This window comes from Burkholderia cepacia (assembly GCF_029962485.1).
Taxonomy (GTDB): domain Bacteria; phylum Pseudomonadota; class Gammaproteobacteria; order Burkholderiales; family Burkholderiaceae; genus Burkholderia.
Map to the genome: position 1 here is coordinate 1,158,571 of NZ_CP073638.1, position 25,448 is coordinate 1,184,018.

Genomic DNA, 25,448 nt, shown 5'->3' on the forward strand with positions numbered 1-25,448 from the left:
AACGGGTGTTGAGTCAACTACAATACCCGCCATGTCGCACCTTCCTCCCCTTAGCGCACTGCGTGCTTTCGAAGCGGCCGTCCGCCTCGGCGGGTTCGCGCGTGCAGCGGTCGAGTTGAACGTGTCGACCAGCGCGGTCAGTCACCAGATCCGCTCGCTCGAGGAATCGCTGGGTGCGCGGCTGCTCGAACGCAGCACGGGGTTGGGCGGCATCGGCCTCACGCCGGCCGGCGCACGCCTGCTGCCGGCCGTCAGCGATGCGCTGTCGCGTCTCACCGACGCCTGTGCCGAGATTCGCGGCACCGCGCAACGGCTGACCGTGTCCGCCAACGCGCCGTTTTCGTCGATGTGGCTCGCGCGCCGCCTCGCGGAATTCTCGTCGCTTCATCCCGACACACCGCTGCATGCCGTCGTCCTCGACGAAGAGCCGGATTTCGCGCGCAGCGGCGTCGATCTGGCGATCGTGCACGTGCCTGCGCACCGGCTGCGAGCCGACGACGACGTGCTGCTGCGGGAAACCGTGTTTCCGGTCTGCAGCCCCGAACTGTTTCCGTACGCATCGGGGCACGTGTGCCGCTCGCGGCTGCTGCAGGAAATGCACGAGGACAGCCCCGAGATCGACTGGCGCAACTGGACGTCGGAATTCGGATTGCCGGGCGATTTCGAAACGAAGATCGTCCGTTACAGCAGCTTCAGCCAGGTGATCGGCGCGGCGGTCGGCGGTGCAGGTATTGCACTCGGCCGCGTGCCGCTGATCGAACCCGAGCTGCGCAGCGGACGCCTGGTGCCGCTGGTGCCGGGCCTCGCACGCGATGCATCGTGGTGTTTCGTGCTGCGCCGCCATCCGTCGACGCGGCACCGGCTGCTCGATCCGTTGATCGCGTTCCTGCGCAGCGAGGCGGAAGCGCCGCCGTTCGTCGCGAAGATGGTTGCGCCCGCATCCAACGACAGTCACGCACGGGGCGCGGGCGGCGCCTGACGGGCCGGCACGTGAAGCCGGCCTCGCATGGCGTGCCGGCTGCTTACGGCGTAGCGAAGAACAGCGCGACGACGCACGCCATCCCGCCGAACCACACCAGCGAACGCAGCGACGCCCAGTTCAGCAGGTACATCAGCGCATAGACGATGCGGATCGCGACGAACGCCATCGCGAGCTGGTCGACGCGATGCACGTTCGCGCCGTTGTGCCATGCCACCACCAGCGCGGCCGTGAACAGCGCAAGCGCTTCCCATGAATTCTGATGCACGGCCTGGGCCCGGGCGCGCCAGCCTTCGAGCTTCGCGAGGTAATCGCGCGGCGCGCGGTTGTCGTAGCCCTTGCGGGCCTTGGCCAGGAACGTCATCGGGAACGGCAACACCGCCACGATGAACAGGCACAGCTGGGACGTCGTCATCAAAGTCTCCTCCGTTATGATTACATTGATCAATGACAAGATCGCCGAGAGCTTAGCATTGCGCCGCGCTGTTCGCGCACCGGTTTTCTAGATGGGAGACTCGGCCGCACGGGCCACGGGCGGCCGCGGCCGATCCGCATGACCGCCAAAATTTCCACCAAATCGTCGATAAATACGTTAATTAAAACTGGTCGAACACCAATAAGATAGCGCTCAACACTGGTCTGACGCACTATCGCGCCAGACCGCCGTTTCAATCCGCGCCGCCGCGCGCCGAACGACATCCGACCCGAGCCATCACATGCCCCGTCCCATCGTCGCCCACATCCGCCCTGACGCCATCCGCCACAACCTCGACTTCATCCGCCGCACCGCCGCGCAATCGCGCGTGTGGGCCGTGATCAAGGCCAACGCGTACGGCCACGGCATCGAGCGCATCTACCCGGGCCTCGCGGCCGCCGACGGCATCGCGCTACTCGATCTCGACGAAGCCGTGCGCGTGCGCGAACTCGGCTGGGACAAGCCCGTGCTGTTGCTCGAGGGTATCTTCGAGCCGGCCGACGTCGAACTGGCCGATCGCCACCGGCTGACGGTGAGCGTGCACTGCGACGAGCAGCTCGACCTGCTGATCGCCGCGAAGCCGCAACAGCCGATCGACATCCAGCTCAAGATGAACTCCGGGATGAACCGGCTCGGCTATCGACCCGACGTTTTCCGTGCGGCTTGGGAGCGAGCGGCGAGCGCACCGTCGATCGGCAAGATCACGCTGATGATGCATTTCGCCAATGCCGACGAAGGCGAAGTCGACTGGCAGCTCGACCAGTTCGACGCGACCACGGCCGGGATTCCGGGCGAGCGCTCGGTGTCGAATTCGGCGGCCGTGCTGTGGCATCCGCGCGCGCACCGCGACTGGGTGCGGCCCGGCACGATCCTGTACGGCGCATCGCCGACGGGCGCGTCACGGCATATCGCCGACACGCCGCTGATGGCCGCGATGACGCTGACGAGCAAGCTCATCGGCGTGCAGACGCTGTCGCCGGAAGAAACCGTCGGCTACGGCCGCCGCTTCACGGCCGACCAGCCGATGCGGGTCGGCGTCGTCGCGTGCGGTTACGCGGACGGCTATCCGCGCCACGCGCCGACCGGCACGCCGATCGCGGTGGACGGCGTGATGACGCGCGTCGTCGGCCGCGTGTCGATGGACATGCTGACCGTCGACCTGACGCCGTGCCCGAACGCGGGCATCGGGTCGAGCGTCGAGCTGTGGGGTGACCAGGTGAAGGTGGACGATGTCGCGGAAGCCAGCGGCACGATCGGCTACGAGCTGATGTGCGCGCTCGCGCCCCGCGTGCCGGTCGTGATCGTGCCGCCCGGTGCGTCGACCGTGCAGCCGGCGCTGCGCACGGGGAGCTACGGGCGCTGATCGGCGTCGATGCACCTGCTGCGTTGATTGCGGGCCGCCTCGGGCGGCCCGTTTGCGTTCCGGTGTTCCGGCGCGCGAGTCACCGGGAGCGCGTTACGAACGCCATGTCGGCTTCCGCTTGTCGAGGAACGCGTCGATCCCCTCGCCGGCATCCTCTTCCATCATGTTGCGCGCCATCACATCGCCCGCATACGCATAGGCTTCATCGAGCGGCAACTCGCGCTGGCGATAGAACATCTGCTTGCCATACCGCACCGCGGCCGGGCTCTTCGCGACGATCTCCGCCACCTTGCGCGCGATGGCCGCGTCGAGCGCGTCCTCGGGCACGGCCTCGTTGACGAGCCCCCACGCGGCAGCCGTCGCCGCATCGACGAAGCGACCGGTCACGAGCATGTCGAACGCGCGCTTCGCGGTAACGTTGCGGCTCAGCGCAACGGCCGGCGTCGAGCAGAACAGCCCGACGTTGATGCCCGATACCGCGAAGCGTGCGGTATCGGCGGCGATCGCGAGGTCGCATGCGGCAACGAGCTGGCAGCCGGCCGCCGTCGCGATGCCGTGCACACGCGCGATCACCGGCACCGGCAATGCGCGCATCGCGAGCATCACGCGGCTGCACTGCGCGAACAGCGTGCGGTAGTAGTCGAGTTCCGGCTTGCCGCGCATCTGTCGCAGGTCGTGGCCCGCGCAGAATGCCTTGCCCTCGGCGGCCAGCACAACGCAGCGCACGTGCGGATCGGCCGCCAGCGTATCGAACGCATCATGCAAGCTCGCGAGCATTGCCTCGGATAACGCATTGAATTGCTGCGGGCGATTCAGCCGCAGCGTGACGACGCCGTCATGCGCGTCGCGCAGCAGGATCGGCTCGGCAGTCTCTTGATCGGGTTCCATGGTGGTTCGCTCGTCGAATGCGGCAGGATTCGTTTCGGCACAAACGTGCGGCCAGCGCATACGCGCGTTCGCGGCCGGTCGATGAAATGGTCCTCCACATTCCGCGTCGCGTCCAGTCACGCGCCTTTCGTCATGCCGGCCGTCCGTGCGGCAAAGGCGGCGGTCGCATAGGCGACGCATCCGAGCGCCGCGACCGCCCACAGCGCGTCGGTCAGATCCGGCAACAGTATCGTCGCGGCGCCGGCGATGGCCACGCCGAACAGGCTTCCGGCCTGTCTCGCCGCATTGAGGAAACCGGATGCCACGCCTGCCGCATCCGCGGGCACCTGTTCGAGCACGGTCGAGATCATCGGCGCCACCGACAACGCGGTTCCGGTGCCGAATGCGGCCATGGCCGCCCAGACCACCGGCCACGGCGCACGCAGCGTAAGCGCGACGGCGATCGCCGGAATGGCCAGCGCCGCCATCCCGAGACCGTTTGCCATCAGCGTGACCGGGCGCACCCGGCCGTGCAGCTTTCCCGACAACAGGTTGCCGAGCGACAGGCTCAGCGCGAACGGCAACAGCGTCATCCCCGTCTGCCGCGCACTCATGCCGAAGCGCCCGTGCAGGTACAGGCTCAGCACGAAAAGCAACCCGAAGTAGCCGACATAGACGAGGCTGCCCATCAGGTTCATCGCGACGAAAACACGATTGCGAAACCACGCCAGCGGCACCATCGGATGACGCGCACGCCGCTCGACCACGACCAGCACGGCTGCCGCGCACGCGGCGGCCAGCAGCGCGCAGCGGACTTCCGCCGCACCCGGCCCGCGCGTCGGCAATTCGATCACCGCAAAACACAGCGCGCCAAGCGCCGCCGCACCGACACCCTGGCCGGCCCAGTCGAACGGGTGTGCATGCCGCGCGGTCGACGCCGCGACGAGCATGGCCGCTCCGGCAAAAGCGACCGCGCCGGTCGGCACATTGATCAGGAACGCACTGCGCCAGCCGAAATCGTCGACGAGGATGCCGCCCAGCACCGGCCCGACAGCCACTGCGACCGACGCGATGCCGGCCCAGACCGCGATCGCCCGCGCCCGCTCGGCCGGCACGTCGAAGGTGCTGCGCACGACCGCGAGCGACGCGGGTAAAAAGAGCGCGGCGCCCATGCCCTGCACGAAGCGCGCAGCCACGAGGATCGCCACCGACGGCGCGACGCCGCACGCCGCCGATGCGGCGACGAACAGCGCCAGCCCCGCGAGATACACCTGCTTCGCGCCGAACCGGTCGGACAGCGCGCCGCCCGCGAGGATCAGCGCGGCGAAGCTGAGCGTATAGGCGTCGACGATCCACGCGAGTTCGGCGACCGTCGCGCCCAGGCTCGTGCGCATCGCGGGCAGCGCCACGTTGACGATCGTCGAATCGAGGACCGCCATGAACATGCCGATCGCGACCAGCGCCAGCGTGAAGCGCTGCTCGCGCACCGTCGGACGGCGCGCGGCCGTCAAAGGAACGGAAGCAGAAACGGAATTGCAATCGGACATGACACCTCCAGGCAGATGCCGGGAGTCTAGGAACGGTGCGCGATGCAGAAAAGTGATAATTTCGCATTTGCCTGATGCAGATCTGCATCTCCCTGCCCGTCCGCCGCCGACTGTCTGATGACTCAATCGATCCGCATGAACTGGGACAACGCCCGTTTCTTCCTCGCGCTGGCGCGCACCGGCACGCTGCGCGGCGCCGCGGCGCAGCTGAATGTCGATCAGGCGACGGTGGGACGCCGGATCGCCGCGCTCGAGGACGAACTCTCGGCCCGCCTGTTTCTGCGCACGCCGACCCTCTATGTGCTGACGACCGCTGGCGAAGCGCTGCTCGAGCCGGCCGAAACGATGGAACGGGCGTCGCTCACGATCGAGCGCCGCGTGATGGGGCTCGACGAGCAGTTGGCCGGGTCCGTGCGCATCGCCACGACCGACTCGCTCGGCAAGCGTTTCGTGGTGCCGGCGATCGCCCGCCTGCGGCGCCGGCATGCCGGGATCGACGTCGTGTGCGTGACGTCGGCGGAAATCGCCAACCTCACGCGCCGCGAAGCCGACCTCGCGATCCGCACGTTACGGCCGGAATCGCCGGACCTGATCGTCAGGCGGCTCGGGCATCTCGAAACGGGCATCTACGCATCGCGCCGCTATCTGGCCGAGCGCGGCGAACCGGTCGCGGGTAGCGCGTTCGACGGACACGATCTGGTGATGTACCAGCAGCCGGTGGTGCCGACGATGTGGGACGCGCTGTGCGGCGAACCGACTTCGCGCGGCCGCGTGATGTTCCAGACATCGTCGACGATGATGCTGGTGGAAGCCGCGCTGGCGGGGCTCGGCGTTGCGGAGCTGCCGTGCTTTCGCGCCGATGCCGAGCCGGAACTGGTGCGTCTGATGGCGCGGCGCTGCAATCATTTCGACGTGTGGCTCGTCGCCCACGCCGATCTCTACAAGACCGCGCGCGTACAGGCCGTGATCGAAGCCGTCGTCGACGAATTCGCGACCGCCGGGCCCGCCGCCCGGTAGCGGGCCGCCGCGTCAGCGCGCGGCCGGCTGGCGCCCGCTGCGCCACATGCGCACGCCCGACCACAGGTGCCCGACGCCCGCGCCGAAAAATACGGTGCCCATCACACCGAAGATCAGCACGTCGCCCCAGATCGCACCGAACGTATTCAACCGCGCGGTCATCGCGGGCGCGTCGGGCGCGTAGCGGACCTCGACCGTCGCACCGTCCTGCTCGCTGACCTCACCGCCCTGCGGGTACTCGACGTGCTCGCCCGCGAGCGTCGTGAATGCGATCTCGGGATGATGCGGGCCTGCATTCAGCTTGACGACGCGGCCCGGCACGACGACCGACGTCCGCAGGAATTCGCGCGTCGACTGCGCATACAGCGCGACGCCGATCAGCAAGCCCGCGCCGACCAGGGAAAACAGGACGCCTTTCGCGACCAGCATCTCCATGCGCTGCGCCGCGGTGCGGCCGGACTCGGACACCATCTCGCTCGCCTCAGGGACGCGACTGATAGAACGACACGTCGATCTTCGACTGCGTCTTGCAGCGGTACATCACGCCGCGCCCCGTTTCGTCGGTCACGCCTTCGTACGGGCCGTTGCAGCCCGTGACCTTGTATTGCGCGAACGGAATGCGCTTGCCGTCGGTCGGCCGGACCAGCACCGGGATACGCCCGGTCGGGCCATCGCCGATCATGCGCACGAGTATCATGCGCGACGCATCGATCGGCGCGGCGGAACGCATGTAGACCGTGCGCCCCTGTGCGTCGGTCGTGCCTTCGACTTCGAGTTCCCGGCTGTCCTGGGCCGCGCTCGTGTAAAGCGCAAACGCATAGTGCGTGTTCGGCAGCGCCTGTTTCGTCGCGGGATCGTGCAGCACGAAATAGCATCCGTTGACGCCCTTTCCGGCCGTCGCCTGCCCGTCGACCTGCGTGGGGTTGCACGTATAGGACGAACCGCTGCCGGCGGCAGCCTGCGGTGCATTCTGCTGCCCGGTGCCTGCACATCCGCCCATCAGCGCAGCCACCAGCGTCACGCATGCGCCGCGCGCGAGTGTCGCCCGATCGATCTTGATTTTCATTGGAAGGTATCCCGTTCCTGATTGTTGTGGATGCCGGGCGTGCTGCGTGTGACACGCAAGCACGCCGCCCTCGGCATCCGGCAGGATACGGACATCATGGTGCGCTGTAAATTGCGAGCGCCGCCGGCTATGCGACGTCGCTACCCGCCGCTCGCGACGCGCGCGATCGTCTGGCGCAGCCAGATGTGTGCGGCGTCGCCGTGCCGGCGTTCATGCCAGTGCTGCGCGAACTCGAACGAATCGATCGGGAACGGCGGGTCGAACACGCGCAGGCGCGCGTCGTCGCGCACGCGATCGAGATTGCGGCGCGCGACGGTCAACACGAGATCGGTGCCCGCGATCAGGTCGTTCGCGACACCCCAGAACGGCAGGATCACCGCGATGTGCCGCTCGTGCCGCAGCCGCGCGAGCGCGCGATCGACCTCGTTGTCCATCCCGTCGCGCATCGCGACGAGTGCGTGCGGCCGCGCGAGCCAAGCGTCGAGCGCGAGTTCGCCGCGGCGCGGCAGGCGGCTCGCGTCGGCCACGCACGCGAACGACTCGACGAACAGCGGCTGGGCATGCAGGTCGCGCTGCAATGTTGGCAGCACGCCGAGCGCGAGGTCGACCTCGCCGTCCATCAGTTGCATGCGCATCGCCTCGCGCGTGGCCTGCGACACGATCAGCTCGATGCCCGGCGCGTCGGCGCGCAGCGTCTTCACGAGCGCGGGCAGCACGATCCGCGCACCGTAGTCGGACATCGCGATCCGAAAGACCCGCGTGGCCGCCGACGGATCGAAAGCCGGCGGCTCGATCAGCGCGCCGAGCCGCCCGAGGACGTCGTTCAGCGGCTCGACCAGTTCGTTCGCGCGCGCGGTCAGCTCGAGCCGACCGGCGCGCCGCACGAGCAGCGGATCGCCGAAGATCTCGCGCAGCCGCGCGAGCGCATGGCTCACGGCCGGCTGGCTCCGGTGCAGCCGGAGCGCCGCGCGCGAAATGTGACGTTCGCTCAGCAACACATGCAGCGTGACGAGCAGGTTCAGGTCAATGCGGGCGAGATTATTCATGGCACGAATATGAAGCATCCGAAAGACGAATTTCCATTCGCCATCTTAATGGATGACAATCTTTTCGACACCCTTTCAAGACCGACCAAGATGACGACTCCACTTTCCTTCGCCACCCTTCCGCTCGCCGTCGCGGCGTTCGTCGCCGGCGCGCTCGTGCCGCTGCAAGGCGGCAGCAACGCCGCGCTCGGGCGCGCGCTCGGCCACCCGCTGTGGGCCAGCGTCGCGTCGCTGACAATCAGCCTGCTGGCGGTGCTGCCGGTGCTGCTGGCGACGCGTGCGAACGCACCGCTCATCGGCGACGCACTGCAGCGCCCGCTGTGGATGTGGCTCGGCGGCCTCGCGGGCGTGATCTACATCACGCTCGCGCTGATCCTGACGCCGCGGCTCGGCGCGACGACCTTCATCGTCTGCGTCGTCGCCGGGCAGATGCTCGCGTCGCTGCTGATCGACCACTACGGGTTGATGGGGCTCGCGCAGCGGCTCGCGACGCCCGGCCGCATCGCGGGCGTCGCGCTGATCTTCGCGGGGATGATCGTCGTGCAGTGGCAGACGCCCGCGCCGGTTGCGGCAGGCAACGCGGCAGCCGCGCAACCCGAACCGCAGCCTTGACGGCGCAGGTGGCGGGCCCGCGGCGGCCCGATGCGCGTCAGCCTGCGAGCTTCTTCAGCGCGTCGAGCACCGCGTCGCCCTTGAACGGCTTCACGATCCAGCCCTTCACGCCGGCGGCCTTGCCGCGCTCCTTCATCGCCGGGCTGCTTTCGGTCGTCAGCATCACGACGTTGACCGACGTGTTCGCCAGTTCGCCGCGGATCTTCTCGACCATCGTCAGGCCGTCCATGTTCGGCATGTTCACGTCGCTGATCACGAGGCGCACGCCGGGCGTCGCCTTGAGCTTCGCGAGCCCGTCCTTGCCGTCGACGGCCGTCGCGACGTCGAGCCCGTGATTGCGCAGGAAACCCGCGACTTCGTCGCGCACCGTGCCCGAATCGTCGACCACCAGAATCTTTGCCATGCTGTATTCCCCTTTCCTTGTTGCGACTTCAACATTCAAAACAGTTCGAGTTCACCCGAATCGACCATCGGCCCGACGTCCTGCACCGATTCGCGGAAATCCTCCGGCGACCAGCTGAGGCTGAACACGAAGCGCTGGTCGAGACAGACGGAGCGGCCCGATGCCGGATCGGTCATCCGGTACTTGAAACAGAGCTGCGGACAGTCGCCGCCGAACGAGATGAACTTCTGCTTGTGATTGACGACGAGCGGCACCTGCACCGGATGGCGCGCCAGTGCCTCGGCGTCGCCGAGATAGCGGTTCTTGAACGCGCCCCACACGAGGTTCGTCAGTTCGCCGAGCACGCTGTTCACGTCGCGGAAATCCGGCGCGCGGCCGTCGTCGCGCGTGCCGCCGATCATGTCGAGCAGCGGCTGTTCGCTCGTCTGCAGCAGCATGTAGCCGCGGCACCACGCGCTTTCGAGCGCGATCAGGCTGAACACTTCGCCGAAGATGATCTGGTCGCGCACGATGCACGGTGTCTCGTGCTCGATCGTCATGCCCGGGAACAGGCTGTCGATGCGCGCCTCGGTGATCTCCGAGATGCCGCGCACGAGCGCGTTCGGATAATCGCGGCCGAACAGGTATTCGTCGATCGCGCGCTTGAGCGGCGTCATGTCGTCCGCGACGTAGGCCGCGCATGCCACGCGCGCGAGTGCCTCGGGCAGCCCGTCGCGCGACGCGAGCGATTCGCGGCGCAGGATGATCGGCAACTCGGGGCGCAGCGCATCGATCTGGGTTGCGATGATCGCGCTCTCGGCCGGCGAGCCGCCGTAATCCTCGGCCAGCAGGATCGCGCCGAGGTCGATGTTCGAGCGCAGCACCTTCAGCAGCCGGCTGCGCCGCACGGTCAGGCCGACCAGGTTGTGCTCGTCGCAGAAGCGCTTGATCGCATCGGCGTGTGCGCGGCTGTCGTCGAGGACAAGCACCTTGCTGACGGGTTGGTCTTCGGTCATCTCGCGGATTCCTAATGGTCGGTCAGGGTCGGTCAGAACAGTTCGAGCTCGCCGCCGGTATCCACGGCAGCCGTGTCCGGCAGATGGAAATCGACCGGCGCGTTCGCGCACACGCACAGCGTCGCGCCGACCCGCACGTCGCCGTCGAGCGTCAGGTCGTACGCGGCCACGTGGTCGGGTGCGAGCGCGGGCAGGTAGTCGATGCTCGCGCCGCTCAGCAGGTACGGCGTCGACATCCCGAGATCGGGGAACGGCGCGATCAGCGCCTGGTTGATCGCGCCGCAACACAGGTTCGCGACTTCCATGAACGCTTCGGGCAGCGGCCGCTGGCTGCTCGTGCCCGCGCTCGCGCCGGCGAAATGGCGGCGCGTCGCGTCGTCGTCGCTGAAGCGCAGCGCGAGCAGCAGACGGAAATGCAGCGCCGAGATCGTCAGTACCGCGACATGCTCGGGCACCTTCGGCTTCGACCGCGACCTCGCGCGCGCACGATCGTCCCCGTCGTGTTCGTGGCTGGCGGCCGGCCGGATGTCGCACGCGCCGCCGGACGCGAGCCGCGTGCGCGCCGCATCGAAGAAGATCCGCTCGAAACCGGCCCTGGCCTGCGCGCTGATCACGCCGCCTCTCCTTCGATGCGCGCGTGCAGTTGCCCGGCCAGCGTCTCGACGGTCGCGAGCGCGGCCGTGATCATCTTGCCGCCGGCCTGGATGTCCTGGAACGTCGCGGCCGTCACGAGATCGTTGCGGTTCAGGCTGTCGCGATAGCTGTTCGACAATTGCTGCGAGCGCGCGGCCAGCCCGCGCACCTCGCTCGCGACGATCGAGAAGCCGCGTCCGGCCGACCCTGCGCGCGCGGCCTCGATCGACGCGTTCAGCGACACGATCGACACGTGCGCGACGATCGCCGACAGCTCCTGGTTCTTCGTGCGCATGTCTTGATTCTGCGTGGTCAGCGAGATCATCTGCTCGTGCCAGCGCTCGAACGTCCCGGCGAGCCCGCGCAGGCGCGCAGCTTCGTCGGCAATCTTCTGCGCGTGCTGCGCCAGCGCGACGCGATCGGCCGACAGCGCCTGCAGTGCGTCACGCTGCGTGCCGGTCGCGGACGCCTCGCGCGCCAGCGCATCCTCGAGCTGCGCCTCGCGTTGCGCCCATGCGTCGGCCGCCTCCGCGTGCGCGGACGCCGCCGCTTCCGCGCGTGTGTCGGCCGCGTCGAGCGCGCCGCGCAACGTGTCCATGTCGTGCGACATTGCCGCGACGAGCCGCCCGCGCGTCACGCGAAACACGACCGCCGCCACCACCGCGACGACCGCACCGCCCGCCATCGCAGCGGCCACCTGAATCATCCACGCCTGCACGATCACTTCGTCACTCCGCTGCGTCGATATCCACGATGGGCGCACGCTGTTCGTGCGCGGTGCCGTCCGCCGCGAAGCGCGCCGGCAGCGACACGATCGTCTCGAACGCTCGATACGGTGCGCCGGCGCGATCGTCGGTGAAGCGCAGCGCGATATCGCCGCCGTCGCGTTTCAGGAAGTTGCGCACCGCGTCCATGCCGACGCCGCGCCCCGACACTTCCGTCACCGTTTGCGCGGTCGAGAAGCCCGGCCGGAAGATCAGCTCGGCGACATCCTCGTCGGACAGCGCCGCTTCGTTGCCGGCGTCGATCCAGCCGCGCTCTCGCGCAATGCCGCGAATCCGGTCGAGCGCGAGGCCACGGCCGTCGTCGCCGAGCACGAACCACAGCTCACCGCCGCCCACGCCGACCGCGATGTCGATCGTGCCGGACGCCGCCTTGCCGGCCGCACGCCGCTCTTCGGACGATTCGATGCCGTGGTCGATCGAATTGCGCAGCAGGTGCATGAACACGTTCTTCAGCGTCGCGGCGATCTCACTGCGCACACGATGGCCGTGGCTGTCGATATGCACGACGGGCGCCGGCTTGCCGAGTTCGGCCGCGAGCGACGGCAGCGACTCGATCACGCCGCCGAGCGCATCGCCGATGCCCTGCGTACCGAGCTGGCTCAGCATGCGGCGCACGGCATCGCGTGCCGCGTGCCAGTCGGAACCGTTCGCCGGATCGGCGCCGTCGAGCACGCGCAGGCTCTCGCTGATATGCGCACGCTCGACCATCAGGAAATCGGCGCCGCCCTGCGCCGGATCGCCGTTGCGGCCGAGCGTGACCGCGTTGATCGTCGCGTAGTGTTCGACGGCGTCGCGCACGCGCGCCAGATCGTCCATCAGCGCGTCGCGGTTCCATTCGGGGCCGCCGTCCGCGCGGCGCAGCGAGTCGTACGCCTGTTCGGCCTCGTGGACGATGTTCGTCAGGTGCTGGAGGCTATACGTGCGCGCATTGCCCTTGATCGTGTGCATGTTGCGGAACAGCGCCGCGACGATCGAATGATCGGCGCGCTCGTGCTGGCGGATCATCCGCTCGTTCTCGCTGAGGAAGCCCTTCGCGCTGTGCACGAAGTCGTGGAACTTGTCCTGGCTGATCGACAGGATCTCGCCGATCATCTCGAGGCGGCGCTGCTGCTCGCCGGCCTGCGCGGTCAGCTCGCGGATCTCGGTCACGTCGCGCACGCACAGCATCAGGCGCACGACCGTGTCGGTCTCGTCGGTGATCGCCGACCAGCTCAGGTCGAGCCACTTCTCGCGGCCGTCCGGCATCCGCTTCGCGACTTCATTGACGAGCAGGTGCTCGTTGAATTCGAAGTTCATGCTGTCTTCGCCGAGGCACGCATGCACGGCCGCATCGACCTGCGACCGCGCGTCGGCGCCGATCGCCGAATCATCAAACACGAGCGCCATCAGGTCGCGGCCGGCGATGTCGTTCGTCTCGAAGATGGTCTCGAGGTACGCCGAATACTCCGCATGCACGACGCCGCCCTCGACGACGGTCAGGATCCCCTGCTGCATGTTCTGCAGCATCGCCTGGATGTCGGCCGTCTTCTGCTTCAGTTGCGCGGCGTTCTCCTGGATCTTCTCGATCATCCCGTTGAACGCGACGATCGAATGGCCGATTTCGTCCATCCTGCCCACCGGCACGCGGCGCGTGAAATCCTGGCTCGTCGCGATCTCGCTCATCGCAGTCTGCATCCCGATCAGCGGGCGCGTGATCTGGCGATACAGCACGAAGCCGAGTGCGGTCAGCAGCACGATCACCGTGCCTGCGACCCCCGCGATCGCGGTCGCCGTCGTCGCGAGCATCCCGTTCAGCGCACTGATCGCATCGTCCTTCTGGCGGTTCTTCTCGACGCGCAGCGTGCCGACGATGCTTTCGAGTTCGTCGCGATACTGCGCGACGTTCGCGAACAGGTAGGCCTGCGCCATCTCGGCCTTGCCGTCCGCCTTCATCTTCACGGTGTCGTCGATCGCCGCGAAATAGTTCGCGACGCTGTCCTTCGCCTGCGTGACGAGGCCTTCCTGCGCACGGCCGACCGCCGATTTCGCCTGCACGTCGAGTGCGGCGCGCAGCGCGGCCTGCTTCGCCTTCAGCTCGTCGCGCGCTTGCGCGGCGGTGTTCGCGTCGGGCGCGTAGACGAGCGTCATCGTCGCGATCTGGATGTTCTTCACATCGGCGACGAGATCGGCCGACGCGAGCGCGCTCGGCACGATGCCCTGGGTGACCTGACGCACCTCGGACGCGCTCTTGCGTGTCTGGTACACGGCATAGATGCCGATCGCGGACAGCGCGAAGAACGTCAGGACGACTAGCAGCGTAATGCGATGACGGATGGTCATGAGTACAGCTCCCCGCAGCGATCCGGCTTCGATCGCCCTTTGGTCTATTGAAAGAATGTGAGCGCCGAATTATCGGGGATGGTGTATGACGCTCCGATGACCGGAAATCAATCGTTCATTGATAAAAATGCAATGAATAATTGTGGCGAAAGAACCCTAAAGTATTGCCGGGATCTGCCGTTAACCTTCTGCCTCAAGGCTTCGTGCGGCGCTGCTGCGCGGCCGGAAAATCCGGGATGCGGATAATTTGTTTTTATTTATTTGATCCGCAATTCAACCGCAATCTGGCTTTCGTAAAACGTTTGCGCATTATCGGCGAATCCGGTTGAATTCGCGATTTTTATTGCCGGAAAATTATTCGACGGGCGGATGAAACGATACCGCCCGCCTCGCGGCCGACGATGCGATGCACTGCATCGTCGGCCCCGGGGCGGGCGTGGCCGGCGGCCGGTCAGTGGCTGCTGGCGCGGGTCGCCCCCAGCCCCGTTTCCGAACGTACCTGCTGCGCGGCGAATGCGCCCTTCTCCGCCTTCGCACGCGCGCTCGAGTCGAGCACCGAGAACAGCCACACGCCCACGAAGCCGATGGTCATCGAGAACAGCGCGGGCGACGTGTACGGGAACCAAGCCGAACCCTTCGGATAACCGAGCGTCGCCTCCCACACCGACGGCGACACGATGGTCAGCCCCACCGACGAGACCAGCCCCAGGAACCCACCGATGACCGCGCCGCGCGTGGTGCAGCCCTTCCACATCATCGACAGGAACAGCACCGGGAAATTGGCCGATGCCGCGACGGCAAAGGCCAGCGACACCATGAACGCGACGTTCTGCTTCTCGAACGCGATGCCCAGCAGCACGGCGATCACGCCGAGCACCAGCGTCGTGATGCGCGACACCTTCAGCTCGTCGGCACTGTCGGCCTTGCCGTTCTTGAAGACGGTGGCATAGAGATCGTGCGACACCGCGGACGCGCCGGACAGCGTGAGCCCGGCGACCACCGCCAGGATCGTCGCGAAGGCCACGGCCGAGATGAAGCCGTAGAACACGTCGCCGCCCACCGTCTTGGCCACCAGCACCGCGGCCATGTTGGCCGTGCCCGCACCGCCCTTGATCACGCCCTTGGCCACGTCGGACAGCTCCGGATTCGTCAGCACCAGCGTGATCGCGCCGAAGCCGATGATGAAGATCAGCACGTAGAAATAGCCGATCCAGGTGGTGGCCCAGAACACGGATTTACGCGCTTCCTTCGCATCCGGCACCGTGAAGAAGCGCATCAGGATGTGCGGCAGGCCGGCGGTGCCGAACATCAGCGCCATGCCGAACGAGATGGCCGAGATCGGATCCTTGATGAACCCGCCTGGCGACATGACCGACAACCCGATACGCGTGGCGTCGTCCGACGACTTGCCCGCGTTCGCGGCAATCGCGGTCTTGACCTCCACGGCATGGGAGAACAGCGCCTCCGGGCTGAAGCCATACTGCGCGAGCACCATGATCGCCATGAACGTCACGCCCGCAAGCAACATGCACGCCTTGATGATTTGCACCCAGGTAGTGGCCGTCATGCCGCCGAACAACACGTAGACCATCATCAGCGCACCGACGATGACGACGGCCACCCAGTAGTCGAGTCCGAACAGCAGCTTGATGAGCTGCCCCGCGCCGACCATCTGCGCGATCAGGTAGAACGCCACCACCACCAGCGTGCCGACCGCGGCGAAACTGCGGATCGGGCCCTGCTCGAAGCGGTAGCCCGCGACGTCGGCGAAGGTGAACTTGCCCAGGTTACGCAGCCGCTCGGCCATCAGGAACGTGATGATCGGCCAGCCGACCAGGAAGCCGATCGAGTAGATCAGGCCGTCGTACCCCGAGGTCATCACCGCGGCGGAAATGCCGAGGAAGGATGCCGCCGACATGTAGTCGCCCGAGATCGCCAGGCCGTTCTGAAACCCGGTAATACCGCCGCCGGCCGTATAGAAATCAGCCGCGGAACGCGTGCGGGATGCCGCCCACTTGGTGATCCACAACGTCCCTGCCACGAATAGCGCGAACAGGACGATGGCCGTGGTGTTGGTCGCCTGCTTGGCGGTCTGCCCGACATCGCCGCCGCCCGCGAAGGCCACGCCGCACGCGCTCGCGGCCAGCAGCGCGACCAGCATCGTCGAAAGAGTCTTCTTCATTGGGCGACGTCCTGCAGGATGTCCTGCGTCAGTTGATCGTATTCGTTGTTCGCGCGGCGCACGTAGATGCCGGTGATGACGACGGTGAACACAATCACCGCCATGCCGATCGGCACGCCGACACTCGTCACGCCGGTGCTCACGGGCTTCGCGAGGAACGACTTGTCGAATGCGATCAGTGCGATGTAGCCGTAGTACACGATCAGCATCAGCACGGTCAGGCAGATGCCGAGCGTGTTGCGCCGCCGCTTGAGCAGCGCATACTTCGGATGCGCTTCGATTTTTTTGACCAACCCATCATGCATCGCCTGTCTCCTGGTTTGCTTTTTGAATGAGTTCGGCGATTCTGAAGAGCGAAGCTGACTGCGCGCTTACTCGATCTTTCGCGGGCAGCCTTCCGGGCACTATGGTTTTCCCTAGCAGTGCGGGGCGTGGCGGCAGCATGGCAGGCAGATGCGTGACAGGCGCGACGCGTGGAATTCATGCCGGACAGGAAACAATCAATCGCCTCCCGGCGATTCACCTCCCCGCCCGCGCGCTCTAGACTGTCGCATCGCTTCTCTTTCCGGATTCACGCAATGACCGACGTCCTGCCGCTGACCACCGATCCCGAGTCGGGCCTCCAGTACCGCCTGCGCCCGGCCACCGGCCGCCCCGTTGCCCGCCTGTTGCTGCTGCACGGCGTCGGCGGCAACGAAACCAACCTGCTGAACGTCGCCAACGTGATCGATCCGCGCATCGAGATCGCGTTCCTGCGCGGCCCGCTCACGTTCGGGCCCGGCCAGCACGCGTGGTTTCCGGTGCGCTTCGGCCCGAACGGCCCCGAAATCGACGCGGCCCGCGCGGACGCAAGCCGCATCCAGCTGATCACACTGCTGCGCGCATTCCGTGCGCAGGACGGCGCGGATTCCGCGTTGCCGACCGTGATCGCCGGCTTCAGCCAGGGCGGCATCATGAGCGCGGGCGTCGGCCTCACGTCGCCGGACGACGTCAGCGCATTCGCCGTGCTGTGCGGGCGCATCCTGCCGGAAATCGATCCACTGATCGCGCCGCGCGATGCGCTTCGCCCGCTCCATGCGTTGATCGTGCACGGCAAGTTCGACGACAAGCTGCCCGTCGCATGGGCCGACGCGGCCGATGCGAAACTCACGGCGCTCGGCGTCGCGCACGATACGCGGCTGTATGCGGCCGGGCACGAACTGACTGCGGAGATGGCCGGCGATTTCGGCCGCTGGGTCGGCGAGCGCACGGGGTTGAACTGACCACACCGGGGAAGCCGGCCCGGGAACGGGCCGGCGCCCCTGGCGCATGCCGTCACGCGTTCCGCGCAGGATCGGCAACGGCATGCGCGGATGCAGGTGCGGCAACCGCCTGCTCACGCTCGGCACCCCGCTTCGCCAGCTTCCAGCCGACCACCAGCGCGAGCACCACAACCGGAATCGTCGCGATGGTCCACGTGCCGCCCGGGTAGTCGAACGCCATCAGCACCAGCACGCCGACGAGGAACGCGAGCGTGAGCCACGACGTGAACGGCGCGCCCGGCATCCGGAACGACACGGCCTTCAGCTCGCCGCGATCGACCGCACGGCGGAACAGGATCTGGCACATGACGATGAAGCCCCACGTCGTGATGATCCCGAGCGACGCCATGTTCAGCACGATCTCGAACGCCTGCGCCGGGACGATGTAATTCAGCGGCACGCCGATCGCATTGATCGCGACCGTGATCAGGATCCCGCCGTACGGCACACCGCGCGCATTCATCCGCGACACGAAGCGCGGCGCCGATCCGCCCATCGCGAGCGAACGCAGCACGCGCCCGGTCGAATAGAGGCCGGAATTCAGGCTCGACAGCGCGGCCGTCAGTACCACGACGTTCATCACGGTACCGACGTACGGCACGCCAAGCTTGCTGAAGAACGTGACGAACGGGCTTTCGTGCGAGCTGTACGCCGTCCACGGCAGCAGCATCGTCAACAACACGACCGAGCCGACATAGAACAGCGCAATGCGCCACATCACGCTGTTGATCGCCTTCGGCAGCACCTTGCGCGCATCGGCCGTCTCGCCCGCCGCGACGCCGACGAGCTCGATGCTCGCGTACGCGAACACGACGCCCTGCACGATCAGCACGGCCGGCAGAATGCCGTGCGGAAAGATCCCGCCATGCTCCGCGACCAGATGAAGCCCCGGCATCTGGCCGGCGACCGGATGGCCGCTCGCGAGAAACACCGCGCCGACCGCGAGGAACACCGCGAGCGTGCCGACCTTGACGAGCGAGAACCAGAACTCCATCTCGCCGAATACCTTCACGCCGATCATGTTCATCACCGACACGATCCCGAGCGCGCCAAGCGCGAACACCCATTGCGGCACGTCGGTGAACACGGCCCAGTACTTCATGTAGATCGCGACCGCGGTGATGTCGACGATGCCGGTCGTCGCCCAGTTCAGGTAGTACATCCAGCCCGCGACGAACGACGCGCGCTCGCCCATGAACTCGCGTGCGTACGACACGAAGCTGCCGCTGGTCGGCCGGTGCATCACGAGTTCGCCGAGCGCGCGCATGATCAGGAACGCGAACACGCCGCAGACGAGATACACGAGCGCGAGCGCCGGCCCCGCGCTCTGCAGGCGCCCGCCCGCACCGAGAAAGAGGCCCGTGCCGATCGCACCGCCCATCGCGATCATCTGCACGTGCCGCGGCTTCAACTGCTTCGCATAGCCGGCTTCGTGCGATGCAAACATCGCATCGGGATCGGCATGGCGGGAATCCGCGCCGCCAGCCGGACCGGCCGGGCGCTCGCTGTCGTGTTTCATCTTGAGTCTCCGTTGTTTCTTGATGTGTCGCGCCCCGCGCGGAGGCGCGTATGGAATGACGGCACGCAGGGCGCTCACGGCGCGCGCCGGCGCCCCGCAGCCGGCGTCAAAGCACGCGCGGCCGGATCAGCGCCTCGGGTTGCAGCGCCTCGTCGAGCTGCGCGGCGGTCATCCACTCGCGTTCCAGCACGACTTCGCGGATCGATTTGCCGGTTGCGTGCGCTTCGGCGGCAACGGCGGTCGCGCGCTTGTAGCCGATGTACGGGTTCAGCGCGGTGGCGAGCGCCACCGAGCGCTCCATCGTTTCGCGCAGCCGCTCGGGGTTCGCGGTGATCCCGCTCACGCAGCGCTCCGCGAGTGTCGTGCAGGCGGCCGTCAGATGGCTGAAGCTGCGGAACAGCGCGCTGGCGATCACCGGCTCGAACGCATTGAGCTGAAGCTGCCCGGCCTCGGCCGCGAAGGTCACGGTCAGGTCGTTGCCGAACACCTCGAACGCGACCTGGTTGACGACTTCCGGGATCACCGGATTCACCTTGCCGGGCATGATCGACGAGCCGGCCTGCACGGGCGGCAGGTTGATCTCGCCGAAACCGGCGCGCGGGCCGCTCGACAGCAGCCGCAGGTCGTTGCAGATCTTCGACAGCTTGACGGCGATGCGCTTGAGCACGCCCGACACCTGCACGAACGCGCCGCAATCCTGCGTCGCCTCGATCAGGTTCGGCGCGGTGCTCAGGTCGAGCCCGGTGATGCGCCGCAGCGCGGCCAGCGCCTTCTCCGCGTACTCGGGATGCGCGGTGATCCCCGTGCCGATCGCGGTCGCGCCGAGATTGATCTCGCGAATCAGCCAGCCGGCTTCCTGCAACCGCGCGATGTCTTCCGTCAGCATCACCGCGTAGGTCGAGAATTCCTGGCCAAGCGTCATCGGCACGGCATCCTGCAACTGCGTGCGACCGAGCTTGAGCAAACCGGCAAATGCATCGGCACGCTCGGCGAATGCATCGCGCAACCGCGCCATCGCTTCGAGCAGGTGTTCGACCGCGAAGCACGTCGCGACACGGATCGCGGTCGGATAGACGTCGTTGGTGCTCTGCGCGAGATTGACGTGCTCGTTCGGGTGCAGGTATTCGTACTGCCCTCGCGCGTGCCCCATGATTTCGAGCGCGCGGTTGCAGATCACCTCGTTCGCGTTCATGTTGGTCGACGTGCCGGCGCCGCCCTGGATGACGTCGACGACGAACTGGTCGTGCAGGCGCCCTTCGCGGATCTCGACGCATGCGGCGGCGATCGCATCGCGGTACGGCCGCGGCAGCAGCCCGAGCTCGCAGTTGGCGTCGGCCGCCGCTTCCTTCACGGCCGCGAGCGCCATCACGAGGTACGGCAGCGACGCAACGGTGCGGCCCGTGATGTCGAAATTCTCTTTCGCGCGCAGCGTATGGACGCCGTAATAGGCGTCCGCCGGAATGCTTCGTTTACCTAAAAGATCCGCTTCGACGCGGAAGCCGCTTTCTGTCATCGTGCCCTCCTGAGTGTCTCGTACCGCTCGTCGTCCGCCGCTTCCCGACGCGACGGGTTCGCATTCTATGCCTTTGCAAAAACAAGCTCGCTTCTGTATTATCGAAAGCGGTTTTGCGTGGGACGCAACAGCGAGAATCGAATGAAAAAAGGCGCGAGAGAAACCGGCATCGATCACATGGGCGCGATGCGTGCGTTCGTGAGAGTGGTCGAAACAGGGAGTTTTTCGGCGGTCGCGAAGGAGATGCACGTGTCGACGTCGACCGTCGCACGCAAGGTCACGGCAATCGAGGAGGCCCTCGGCGTCGCGCTGCTGCACCGCTCGACGCACAGCGTGACGCTCACCGAAGCCGGCCACATCTACCTGGAGCGCGCGGTCACGCTGATCGCCGATCTCGACGACACGCTGCGCGTCGTCGCCGAGTTGAATGCGCGGCCGAGCGGCCCGCTGAAGCTCACCGCGCCGGTCGCGTTCGGCCGCCGTCATCTCGCGCCGCTGGTCGCGCCGTTTCTCGCGCGCTATCCGACGATCCAGCTCGACGTGCGGCTCACCGACAACCACAACGATCTCGTGGCCGGCGGCTTCGATCTCGACATTCACGAAGGCGAGAATTACCTGGACAACCTGGTCGTGCACCGGCTGTCGCGCAACGACAGCATCCTTTGCGCGACGCCCGGTTATCTCGACCGCTGCGGGCGCCCGGCGTCACCGGACGACCTGAAGCACCACAACTGCCTGCGCTACGTGCATCCGGAAGGCGATCCGCGCTGGGATCTCGTGAACGGCGACGCGCAGCACAGCGTGCTGCCTGCCGGCAATCTCGTCACCGATCATTCGGAGCTGCTGCTCGAAGCGACCTGTGCGGGCCTCGGCATCGCGGAGTTCGAGATCTGGCTGGTGCGCGACCTGCTCGCGAGCGGCCAGCTCGAAGCCGTGTTGCCGCGCTACCGGCTGCAGAACCGGCTGACGGGCGAATACATCTACATCGCGTATCTGGCGAACCGGCGCAGCTCGGCGAAGCTGCGCGTGCTGAAGGAATTCCTCGCGGAACATCTCGCGCAGATCGGCGAGTTGTCGGAACTGGAACTCGCGAAAATTCGCGGCGAACGCGCGTAGCGCGCGGCCCGGATCGCAAGCCGCGCGCGTCGGCGGGCGACCGCGGTCAGGCCGCCTGCAATTCGAACGGGAACGTGGCGTGTCCGAACTCGATGCCCTGCGTGTTGAGCATCCGTGGCCGGTGGAAGCCGGCCAGTTGCGCGCGCTGCGCGGCCGTGCCAATCTGCAGCCGCTCGAGGATTTCGCTGACGACCATGTAGAGCACGTCGAGATTGCCGTCCTCGATCTTCACCGAGATGCCGAGCGCGCCATCCGCGCCGAGCTGACGCGTGCGTTCCGATGCGCGCACGCCGATCCCGTAGCACGCATCGGCGCCGAGCTTGCCAACCACTTGCCCGTCGAACGCGTTCATCAGCACCGTGCAATAGCGCCCATCGCCCGCGACGAGTTCCGGATGGGCCGTCATCGCATGATGAATGCGCGCGAGCGCGCGGACGCGATCGGTAATCGCGCTGCCGCCCGCTTCCACCGCGTCGGCACCGTCGGCCAGCGACGCATAAAGACGCGCGAGGCGATCCAGCGAGAACGCCGGCGTCGGCAGGTTGCAGCCGTCGATGCCCCAGTCGACCTCGTCGTCGCGCAACCCGCACGCGTCGGCCACCACATGCTTCACACGCACCTGCATCGGATGGTCGGGCAGATGGTAGTCGGCGATTGCCGCGCCGATCGCCTGCGCGCCGGCCAGCATCCCGACATGCTTGCCCGAACAGTTGCTGCACACGCCGGTCGGCATGTAGTCGCGCTTGATCCACGACCGGTACACCGCATCCGACAGCGGCGGATGGCCGCCGCATCGCAGGTCCGATTCGTGCGCGGCGACCTTCGCGAGCATCGCCCGCGTGCGCTCGATGTGACGGTCCTCGCTGCTGTGCGACGCGCACATCAGCGCAATGTCCGCATCGTCGAAGCCGAAACGCTCGGGCGCGCCCGTCTCGATCACCGACAGCGCCTGCGCCGGCTTGGCGGCCGACCGCGCCAGCGTCATCCGGAACGGATCGCCGAACCGGGCCAGCAACCTGCCGCGTGCATCGACCACCGCCACATGAGCGACGTGCGTGTTCTCGATCGCGTTACCACGGTAAGTGACGACCGCTGCGCGTTGGGTGTCCATCGTGTGTTGTCTCCTTGCTCGGGGCCTGGCTGCCGGGGCCCGTCCAACCGGTACCGCAGTGTAGCGAGTCGCCGCCGCCGCGCGCCGGCCAGGCGATGGAAAGCGGTGTTGCACCCGATGCAAAGGCAATCGCGCCCCCACTAAAGCCTGACTGGATTAGTACAAAAACCATTCAATCGTTTACATATTTGGTACTAATCCGTACAATTGCGATCGCAAACGCGAATCATACGCATTTACATTGACGTTTTCCGATGTTTCGGGCTGTGCTGTCCGCATCGAGAAAACGCGCCCGATCACCGAACCTTCCGCTGCTTCCCGATATGCCTGCCCAGTTCAAGACGAGGCCTCGCGCCCTCGTGTCGGCGCTGACCTGCTCCGTGTTCCTGACGCCGCTGCTCGCTTCCGCCGCAACCGCTCCCGCTTCCGCCCCTGCCGCCGACCAGCCCGCGCCGGCCGCCGACGTACCGGCAACGCTGCCGACGATCGCGGTCCAGTCGTCCGCGCTGTCGGACATGCAGGTGAAACGCTCGCCGTCGTACAAGTTCACCGCGCCGCTGCTCGATACGCCGCGCTCGGTCACGGTGATCCCCGAGCAGTTGATCAAGGAAAAGAACGTCACGTCGTTCGCGGACGCGCTGCGCTCGGTGCCGGGCATCACGTTCCTCGGCGGCGATGCGGCCGCGAACCCGTCGGCCGACCGTCCGGTGATCCGCGGCTTCGAATCGCGCAACTCGATCTTCGTCGACGGGATGCGCGACTCGGGGCTGCAGAACCGCGAGACGTTCGCGGTCGAGCAGATCAGCGTGATCAAGGGCCCCGATTCGGTCTACGCGGGCCGCGGCTCGGTGGGCGGCAGCATCGACATCGTCACGAAGACGCCGAAGAACGACAACTTCATCAACAGCAGCATCGGTTTCGGCACCGACGGCTACAAGCGCGCGACGGTCGACGCGAACCGCAAGATCAACGACACGACGGCCGTACGCCTGAACGTGATGGGTCACGACGCGAACCAGGCCGGCCGCAACGACGTGTACAACAAGCGCTGGGGCGTCGCGCCGTCGATCGTATTCGGGCTGAACACGCCGACCACGGTCACGGTCAGCTACTACCACATGAACTCGTACGACATGCCGGATTTCAGCGTGCCGTTCCGCGCGTCGGGCGGCACGCCGGTGCCGACCGATCGCGGGCAGTTCTTCGGGCTGAACACGCGCGACTACCGCTATGGGCAGACGGACACCGGCGAAATCCGCGTCGAGCACAAGATCAACGACGACTGGAAGTTGAAGAACACGACGATGTTCGGCCGCTCGACGCTCGATTACGTGGCAACGAATCCGCAGATCCTCGCGTCGAACCCGAACATGCTGAGCCTGCAGGCGAAGAGCGGCAAGTACGCGCTCAACGGCTTCTCGAACCAGACCGAAGTCACCGGCAGCGCGAGCCTGTTCGGCATGAAGCACACGATGACGGCCGGCGTCGAGTTCAGCCATGAACAGGCGCGCTACGAGGGCTATCTCGTGTCGGATTCGGCCGGCAACAACATCCGCTCGGGCGGCCCGTGCTCGGTGGCCGGCAACTGCACGCCGCTCGCGGGCGGCTGGAACCCGAACATGCCGTGGACCGGCAGCATCGTGCTGAACGGCGACAAGGGCTTCCCCGGCGCGACGACGAACACGCGCACCGACACGGTTTCCGCGTACATCTTCGACACGGTCAAGCTGTCCGAGCGCTGGCAGTTCAACACGGGCCTGCGTTTCGACCGCTACGACACGACCGGCAAGCAGGCCGGCGTCGCCGACCTGTCGAACACGTCGAACCTGTTCAGCTACCAGTTCGGCCTCGTGTTCAAGCCGGTGACCAACGTGAGCCTGTACGCGTCGTACGGCACGTCGTCGAACCCGCCGGGGTCGAACGGCGGCCTCGGCGGCGGCACCGACCAGATCACCGCGACCAACCAGGATCTCGCGCCCGAGCGCTCGCGCAACATCGAGATCGGCGCGAAGTGGGACGTGCTGCAGGACCAGCTGTCGCTGACGTCGGCGCTGTTCCAGACCGAAAAGACCAACGCGCGCGTCAGCGACGGCCTCGGTCACACGGTCAACGCGGGCAAGCAGCGCGTGCGCGGCTTCGAATTCGGCTTCGCGGGCAACATGACGCCGAAGTGGCACGTGTTCGGCGGCTATTCGTACCTGAATGCGATCACGACCGACGCGGGCCCCGGCAGCCCGGGCGCGTCGGGCCTGCCGATGGTGATGGTGCCGAAGCACAACTTCACGCTGTGGACGAGCTACGACGTGATGCCGAAGCTCACGCTCGGCGCCGGTGCGACGGTGATGAGCCAGACCTACGCGTCGGTATCCGCGACGACGAAGAAATGGACGCCCGGTTATGCACGCTTCGACGCGGCCGCGACGTGGCGCGTGAACAAGACGATGGACGTTCAGCTCAACGTGCAGAACCTGTTCGACAAGAAGTATTACGCGAGCGCGTACCCGATCTACGCGACGTGGGCGCCGGGCCGCTCGGCGATGGTCACGCTCAACTTCTATCAGTAACGCGGTTGGCGGCGGGAGGGCGTGGCACGCCCTGC

The 25,448-nt window shown here is 66.8% G+C and carries 23 protein-coding genes; 7 read left to right on the forward strand and 16 right to left on the reverse strand.

Features of this window, described 5'->3' with window-relative positions; all coding sequences use genetic code 11:
* Positions 1 to 31: 31 nt before the first annotated feature.
* Positions 32 to 979, forward strand: coding sequence for a LysR family transcriptional regulator (locus KEC55_RS21575; protein WP_282510572.1), 948 nt, complete (start codon positions 32 to 34; stop codon positions 977 to 979).
* Positions 980 to 1,022: 43 nt separating this feature from the next.
* Here KEC55_RS21575 and KEC55_RS21580 read toward each other — a convergent pair whose 3' ends face one another.
* Positions 1,023 to 1,394 (reverse strand): MAPEG family protein, encoded by a 372-nt coding sequence (locus KEC55_RS21580; RefSeq protein ID WP_176045083.1) that lies wholly within the window; start codon positions 1,392 to 1,394, stop codon positions 1,023 to 1,025.
* A gap of 301 nt (positions 1,395 to 1,695) precedes the next feature.
* Between KEC55_RS21580 and alr the strand changes: the two genes are divergently transcribed.
* Positions 1,696 to 2,817: an alanine racemase gene (alr, locus tag KEC55_RS21585; protein WP_282510576.1), complete on the forward strand. Its 1,122-nt coding sequence runs from the start codon at positions 1,696 to 1,698 to the stop codon at positions 2,815 to 2,817.
* A 93-nt stretch (positions 2,818 to 2,910) separates the two neighbouring features.
* On the opposite strand, the gene KEC55_RS21590 is transcribed toward alr, so the two are convergent.
* Together KEC55_RS21590 and KEC55_RS21595 are read right to left on the reverse strand one after the other, a co-directional pair.
* Entirely contained in the window at positions 2,911 to 3,705 is a 795-nt protein-coding gene (locus tag KEC55_RS21590) for an enoyl-CoA hydratase (RefSeq protein WP_282510579.1), read from the reverse strand.
* Positions 3,706 to 3,821: 116 nt separating this feature from the next.
* A complete protein-coding gene (locus tag KEC55_RS21595; RefSeq protein WP_282510581.1) occupies positions 3,822 to 5,231 on the reverse strand; it encodes an MFS transporter in 1,410 nt (469 codons plus the stop codon).
* Positions 5,232 to 5,366: 135 nt separating this feature from the next.
* Between KEC55_RS21595 and KEC55_RS21600 the strand changes: the two genes are divergently transcribed.
* The gene (locus KEC55_RS21600; RefSeq protein WP_282511379.1) at positions 5,367 to 6,248 is read left to right on the forward strand and encodes a LysR family transcriptional regulator; all 882 of its coding nucleotides are present in this window, start codon (positions 5,367 to 5,369) and stop codon (positions 6,246 to 6,248) included.
* Positions 6,249 to 6,260: 12 nt separating this feature from the next.
* Here KEC55_RS21600 and KEC55_RS21605 read toward each other — a convergent pair whose 3' ends face one another.
* The 3 genes from KEC55_RS21605 to KEC55_RS21615 form a co-directional block, all read right to left on the reverse strand.
* Complete coding sequence (locus KEC55_RS21605; RefSeq protein WP_282510583.1) at positions 6,261 to 6,719, reverse strand: DUF3592 domain-containing protein; 459 nt, start codon at positions 6,717 to 6,719, stop codon at positions 6,261 to 6,263.
* 10 nt (positions 6,720 to 6,729) lie between these two features.
* Positions 6,730 to 7,314 (reverse strand): hypothetical protein, encoded by a 585-nt coding sequence (locus KEC55_RS21610; RefSeq protein ID WP_282510585.1) that lies wholly within the window; start codon positions 7,312 to 7,314, stop codon positions 6,730 to 6,732.
* A 140-nt stretch (positions 7,315 to 7,454) separates the two neighbouring features.
* The gene (locus tag KEC55_RS21615) at positions 7,455 to 8,360 is read right to left on the reverse strand and encodes a LysR family transcriptional regulator (RefSeq protein ID WP_282510587.1); all 906 of its coding nucleotides are present in this window, start codon (positions 8,358 to 8,360) and stop codon (positions 7,455 to 7,457) included.
* A gap of 90 nt (positions 8,361 to 8,450) precedes the next feature.
* On the opposite strand from KEC55_RS21615, the gene KEC55_RS21620 reads away from it, so the two are divergent.
* Positions 8,451 to 8,972 carry a DMT family transporter gene (locus KEC55_RS21620; protein ID WP_282510590.1) on the forward strand — a complete coding sequence of 174 codons (522 nt, stop codon included), beginning with the start codon at positions 8,451 to 8,453 and terminating at the stop codon, positions 8,970 to 8,972.
* A gap of 37 nt (positions 8,973 to 9,009) precedes the next feature.
* Here KEC55_RS21620 and KEC55_RS21625 read toward each other — a convergent pair whose 3' ends face one another.
* The 7 genes from KEC55_RS21625 to KEC55_RS21655 form a co-directional block, all read right to left on the reverse strand.
* Positions 9,010 to 9,375, reverse strand: a complete 366-nt coding sequence (locus KEC55_RS21625; protein ID WP_006765703.1) for a response regulator — start codon at positions 9,373 to 9,375, stop codon at positions 9,010 to 9,012.
* Positions 9,376 to 9,410: 35 nt separating this feature from the next.
* Complete coding sequence (locus tag KEC55_RS21630; RefSeq protein WP_282510592.1) at positions 9,411 to 10,370, reverse strand: chemotaxis protein CheX; 960 nt, start codon at positions 10,368 to 10,370, stop codon at positions 9,411 to 9,413.
* Positions 10,371 to 10,402: 32 nt separating this feature from the next.
* Positions 10,403 to 10,984, reverse strand: coding sequence for a hypothetical protein (locus KEC55_RS21635; protein ID WP_282510594.1), 582 nt, complete (start codon positions 10,982 to 10,984; stop codon positions 10,403 to 10,405).
* Positions 10,981 to 11,709: a methyl-accepting chemotaxis protein gene (locus KEC55_RS21640; RefSeq protein ID WP_282511381.1), complete on the reverse strand. Its 729-nt coding sequence runs from the start codon at positions 11,707 to 11,709 to the stop codon at positions 10,981 to 10,983. The genes KEC55_RS21635 and KEC55_RS21640 overlap by 4 nt, the downstream gene beginning before the upstream one ends.
* Before the next feature lie 22 nt (positions 11,710 to 11,731).
* The gene (locus KEC55_RS21645; RefSeq protein ID WP_282510596.1) at positions 11,732 to 14,107 is read right to left on the reverse strand and encodes an MCP four helix bundle domain-containing protein; all 2,376 of its coding nucleotides are present in this window, start codon (positions 14,105 to 14,107) and stop codon (positions 11,732 to 11,734) included.
* Between the two features lie 451 nt (positions 14,108 to 14,558).
* Complete coding sequence (locus KEC55_RS21650) at positions 14,559 to 16,289, reverse strand: cation acetate symporter (RefSeq protein ID WP_282510598.1); 1,731 nt, start codon at positions 16,287 to 16,289, stop codon at positions 14,559 to 14,561.
* Positions 16,286 to 16,594 carry a DUF485 domain-containing protein gene (locus KEC55_RS21655; RefSeq protein ID WP_166953354.1) on the reverse strand — a complete coding sequence of 103 codons (309 nt, stop codon included), beginning with the start codon at positions 16,592 to 16,594 and terminating at the stop codon, positions 16,286 to 16,288. The genes KEC55_RS21650 and KEC55_RS21655 overlap by 4 nt, the downstream gene beginning before the upstream one ends.
* Before the next feature lie 273 nt (positions 16,595 to 16,867).
* Here KEC55_RS21655 and KEC55_RS21660 point away from each other — a divergent pair, with 273 nt between their 5' ends.
* Positions 16,868 to 17,551 carry an alpha/beta hydrolase gene (locus tag KEC55_RS21660; RefSeq protein WP_282510606.1) on the forward strand — a complete coding sequence of 228 codons (684 nt, stop codon included), beginning with the start codon at positions 16,868 to 16,870 and terminating at the stop codon, positions 17,549 to 17,551.
* Positions 17,552 to 17,603: 52 nt separating this feature from the next.
* On the opposite strand, the gene KEC55_RS21665 is transcribed toward KEC55_RS21660, so the two are convergent.
* Together KEC55_RS21665 and aspA are read right to left on the reverse strand one after the other, a co-directional pair.
* Positions 17,604 to 19,109, reverse strand: coding sequence for an amino acid permease (locus tag KEC55_RS21665; protein WP_282510608.1), 1,506 nt, complete (start codon positions 19,107 to 19,109; stop codon positions 17,604 to 17,606).
* 106 nt (positions 19,110 to 19,215) lie between these two features.
* Positions 19,216 to 20,622, reverse strand: a complete 1,407-nt coding sequence (aspA, locus tag KEC55_RS21670) for an aspartate ammonia-lyase (protein ID WP_282510610.1) — start codon at positions 20,620 to 20,622, stop codon at positions 19,216 to 19,218.
* A 141-nt stretch (positions 20,623 to 20,763) separates the two neighbouring features.
* Here aspA and KEC55_RS21675 point away from each other — a divergent pair, with 141 nt between their 5' ends.
* Complete coding sequence (locus tag KEC55_RS21675; protein WP_282510612.1) at positions 20,764 to 21,738, forward strand: LysR family transcriptional regulator; 975 nt, start codon at positions 20,764 to 20,766, stop codon at positions 21,736 to 21,738.
* A gap of 46 nt (positions 21,739 to 21,784) precedes the next feature.
* Here KEC55_RS21675 and KEC55_RS21680 read toward each other — a convergent pair whose 3' ends face one another.
* Positions 21,785 to 22,849 carry an asparaginase gene (locus KEC55_RS21680; protein WP_282510614.1) on the reverse strand — a complete coding sequence of 355 codons (1,065 nt, stop codon included), beginning with the start codon at positions 22,847 to 22,849 and terminating at the stop codon, positions 21,785 to 21,787.
* A gap of 323 nt (positions 22,850 to 23,172) precedes the next feature.
* Here KEC55_RS21680 and KEC55_RS21685 point away from each other — a divergent pair, with 323 nt between their 5' ends.
* A complete protein-coding gene (locus tag KEC55_RS21685) occupies positions 23,173 to 25,413 on the forward strand; it encodes a TonB-dependent receptor (RefSeq protein WP_282510616.1) in 2,241 nt (746 codons plus the stop codon).
* The last annotated feature ends 35 nt before the right edge of the window (positions 25,414 to 25,448 follow it).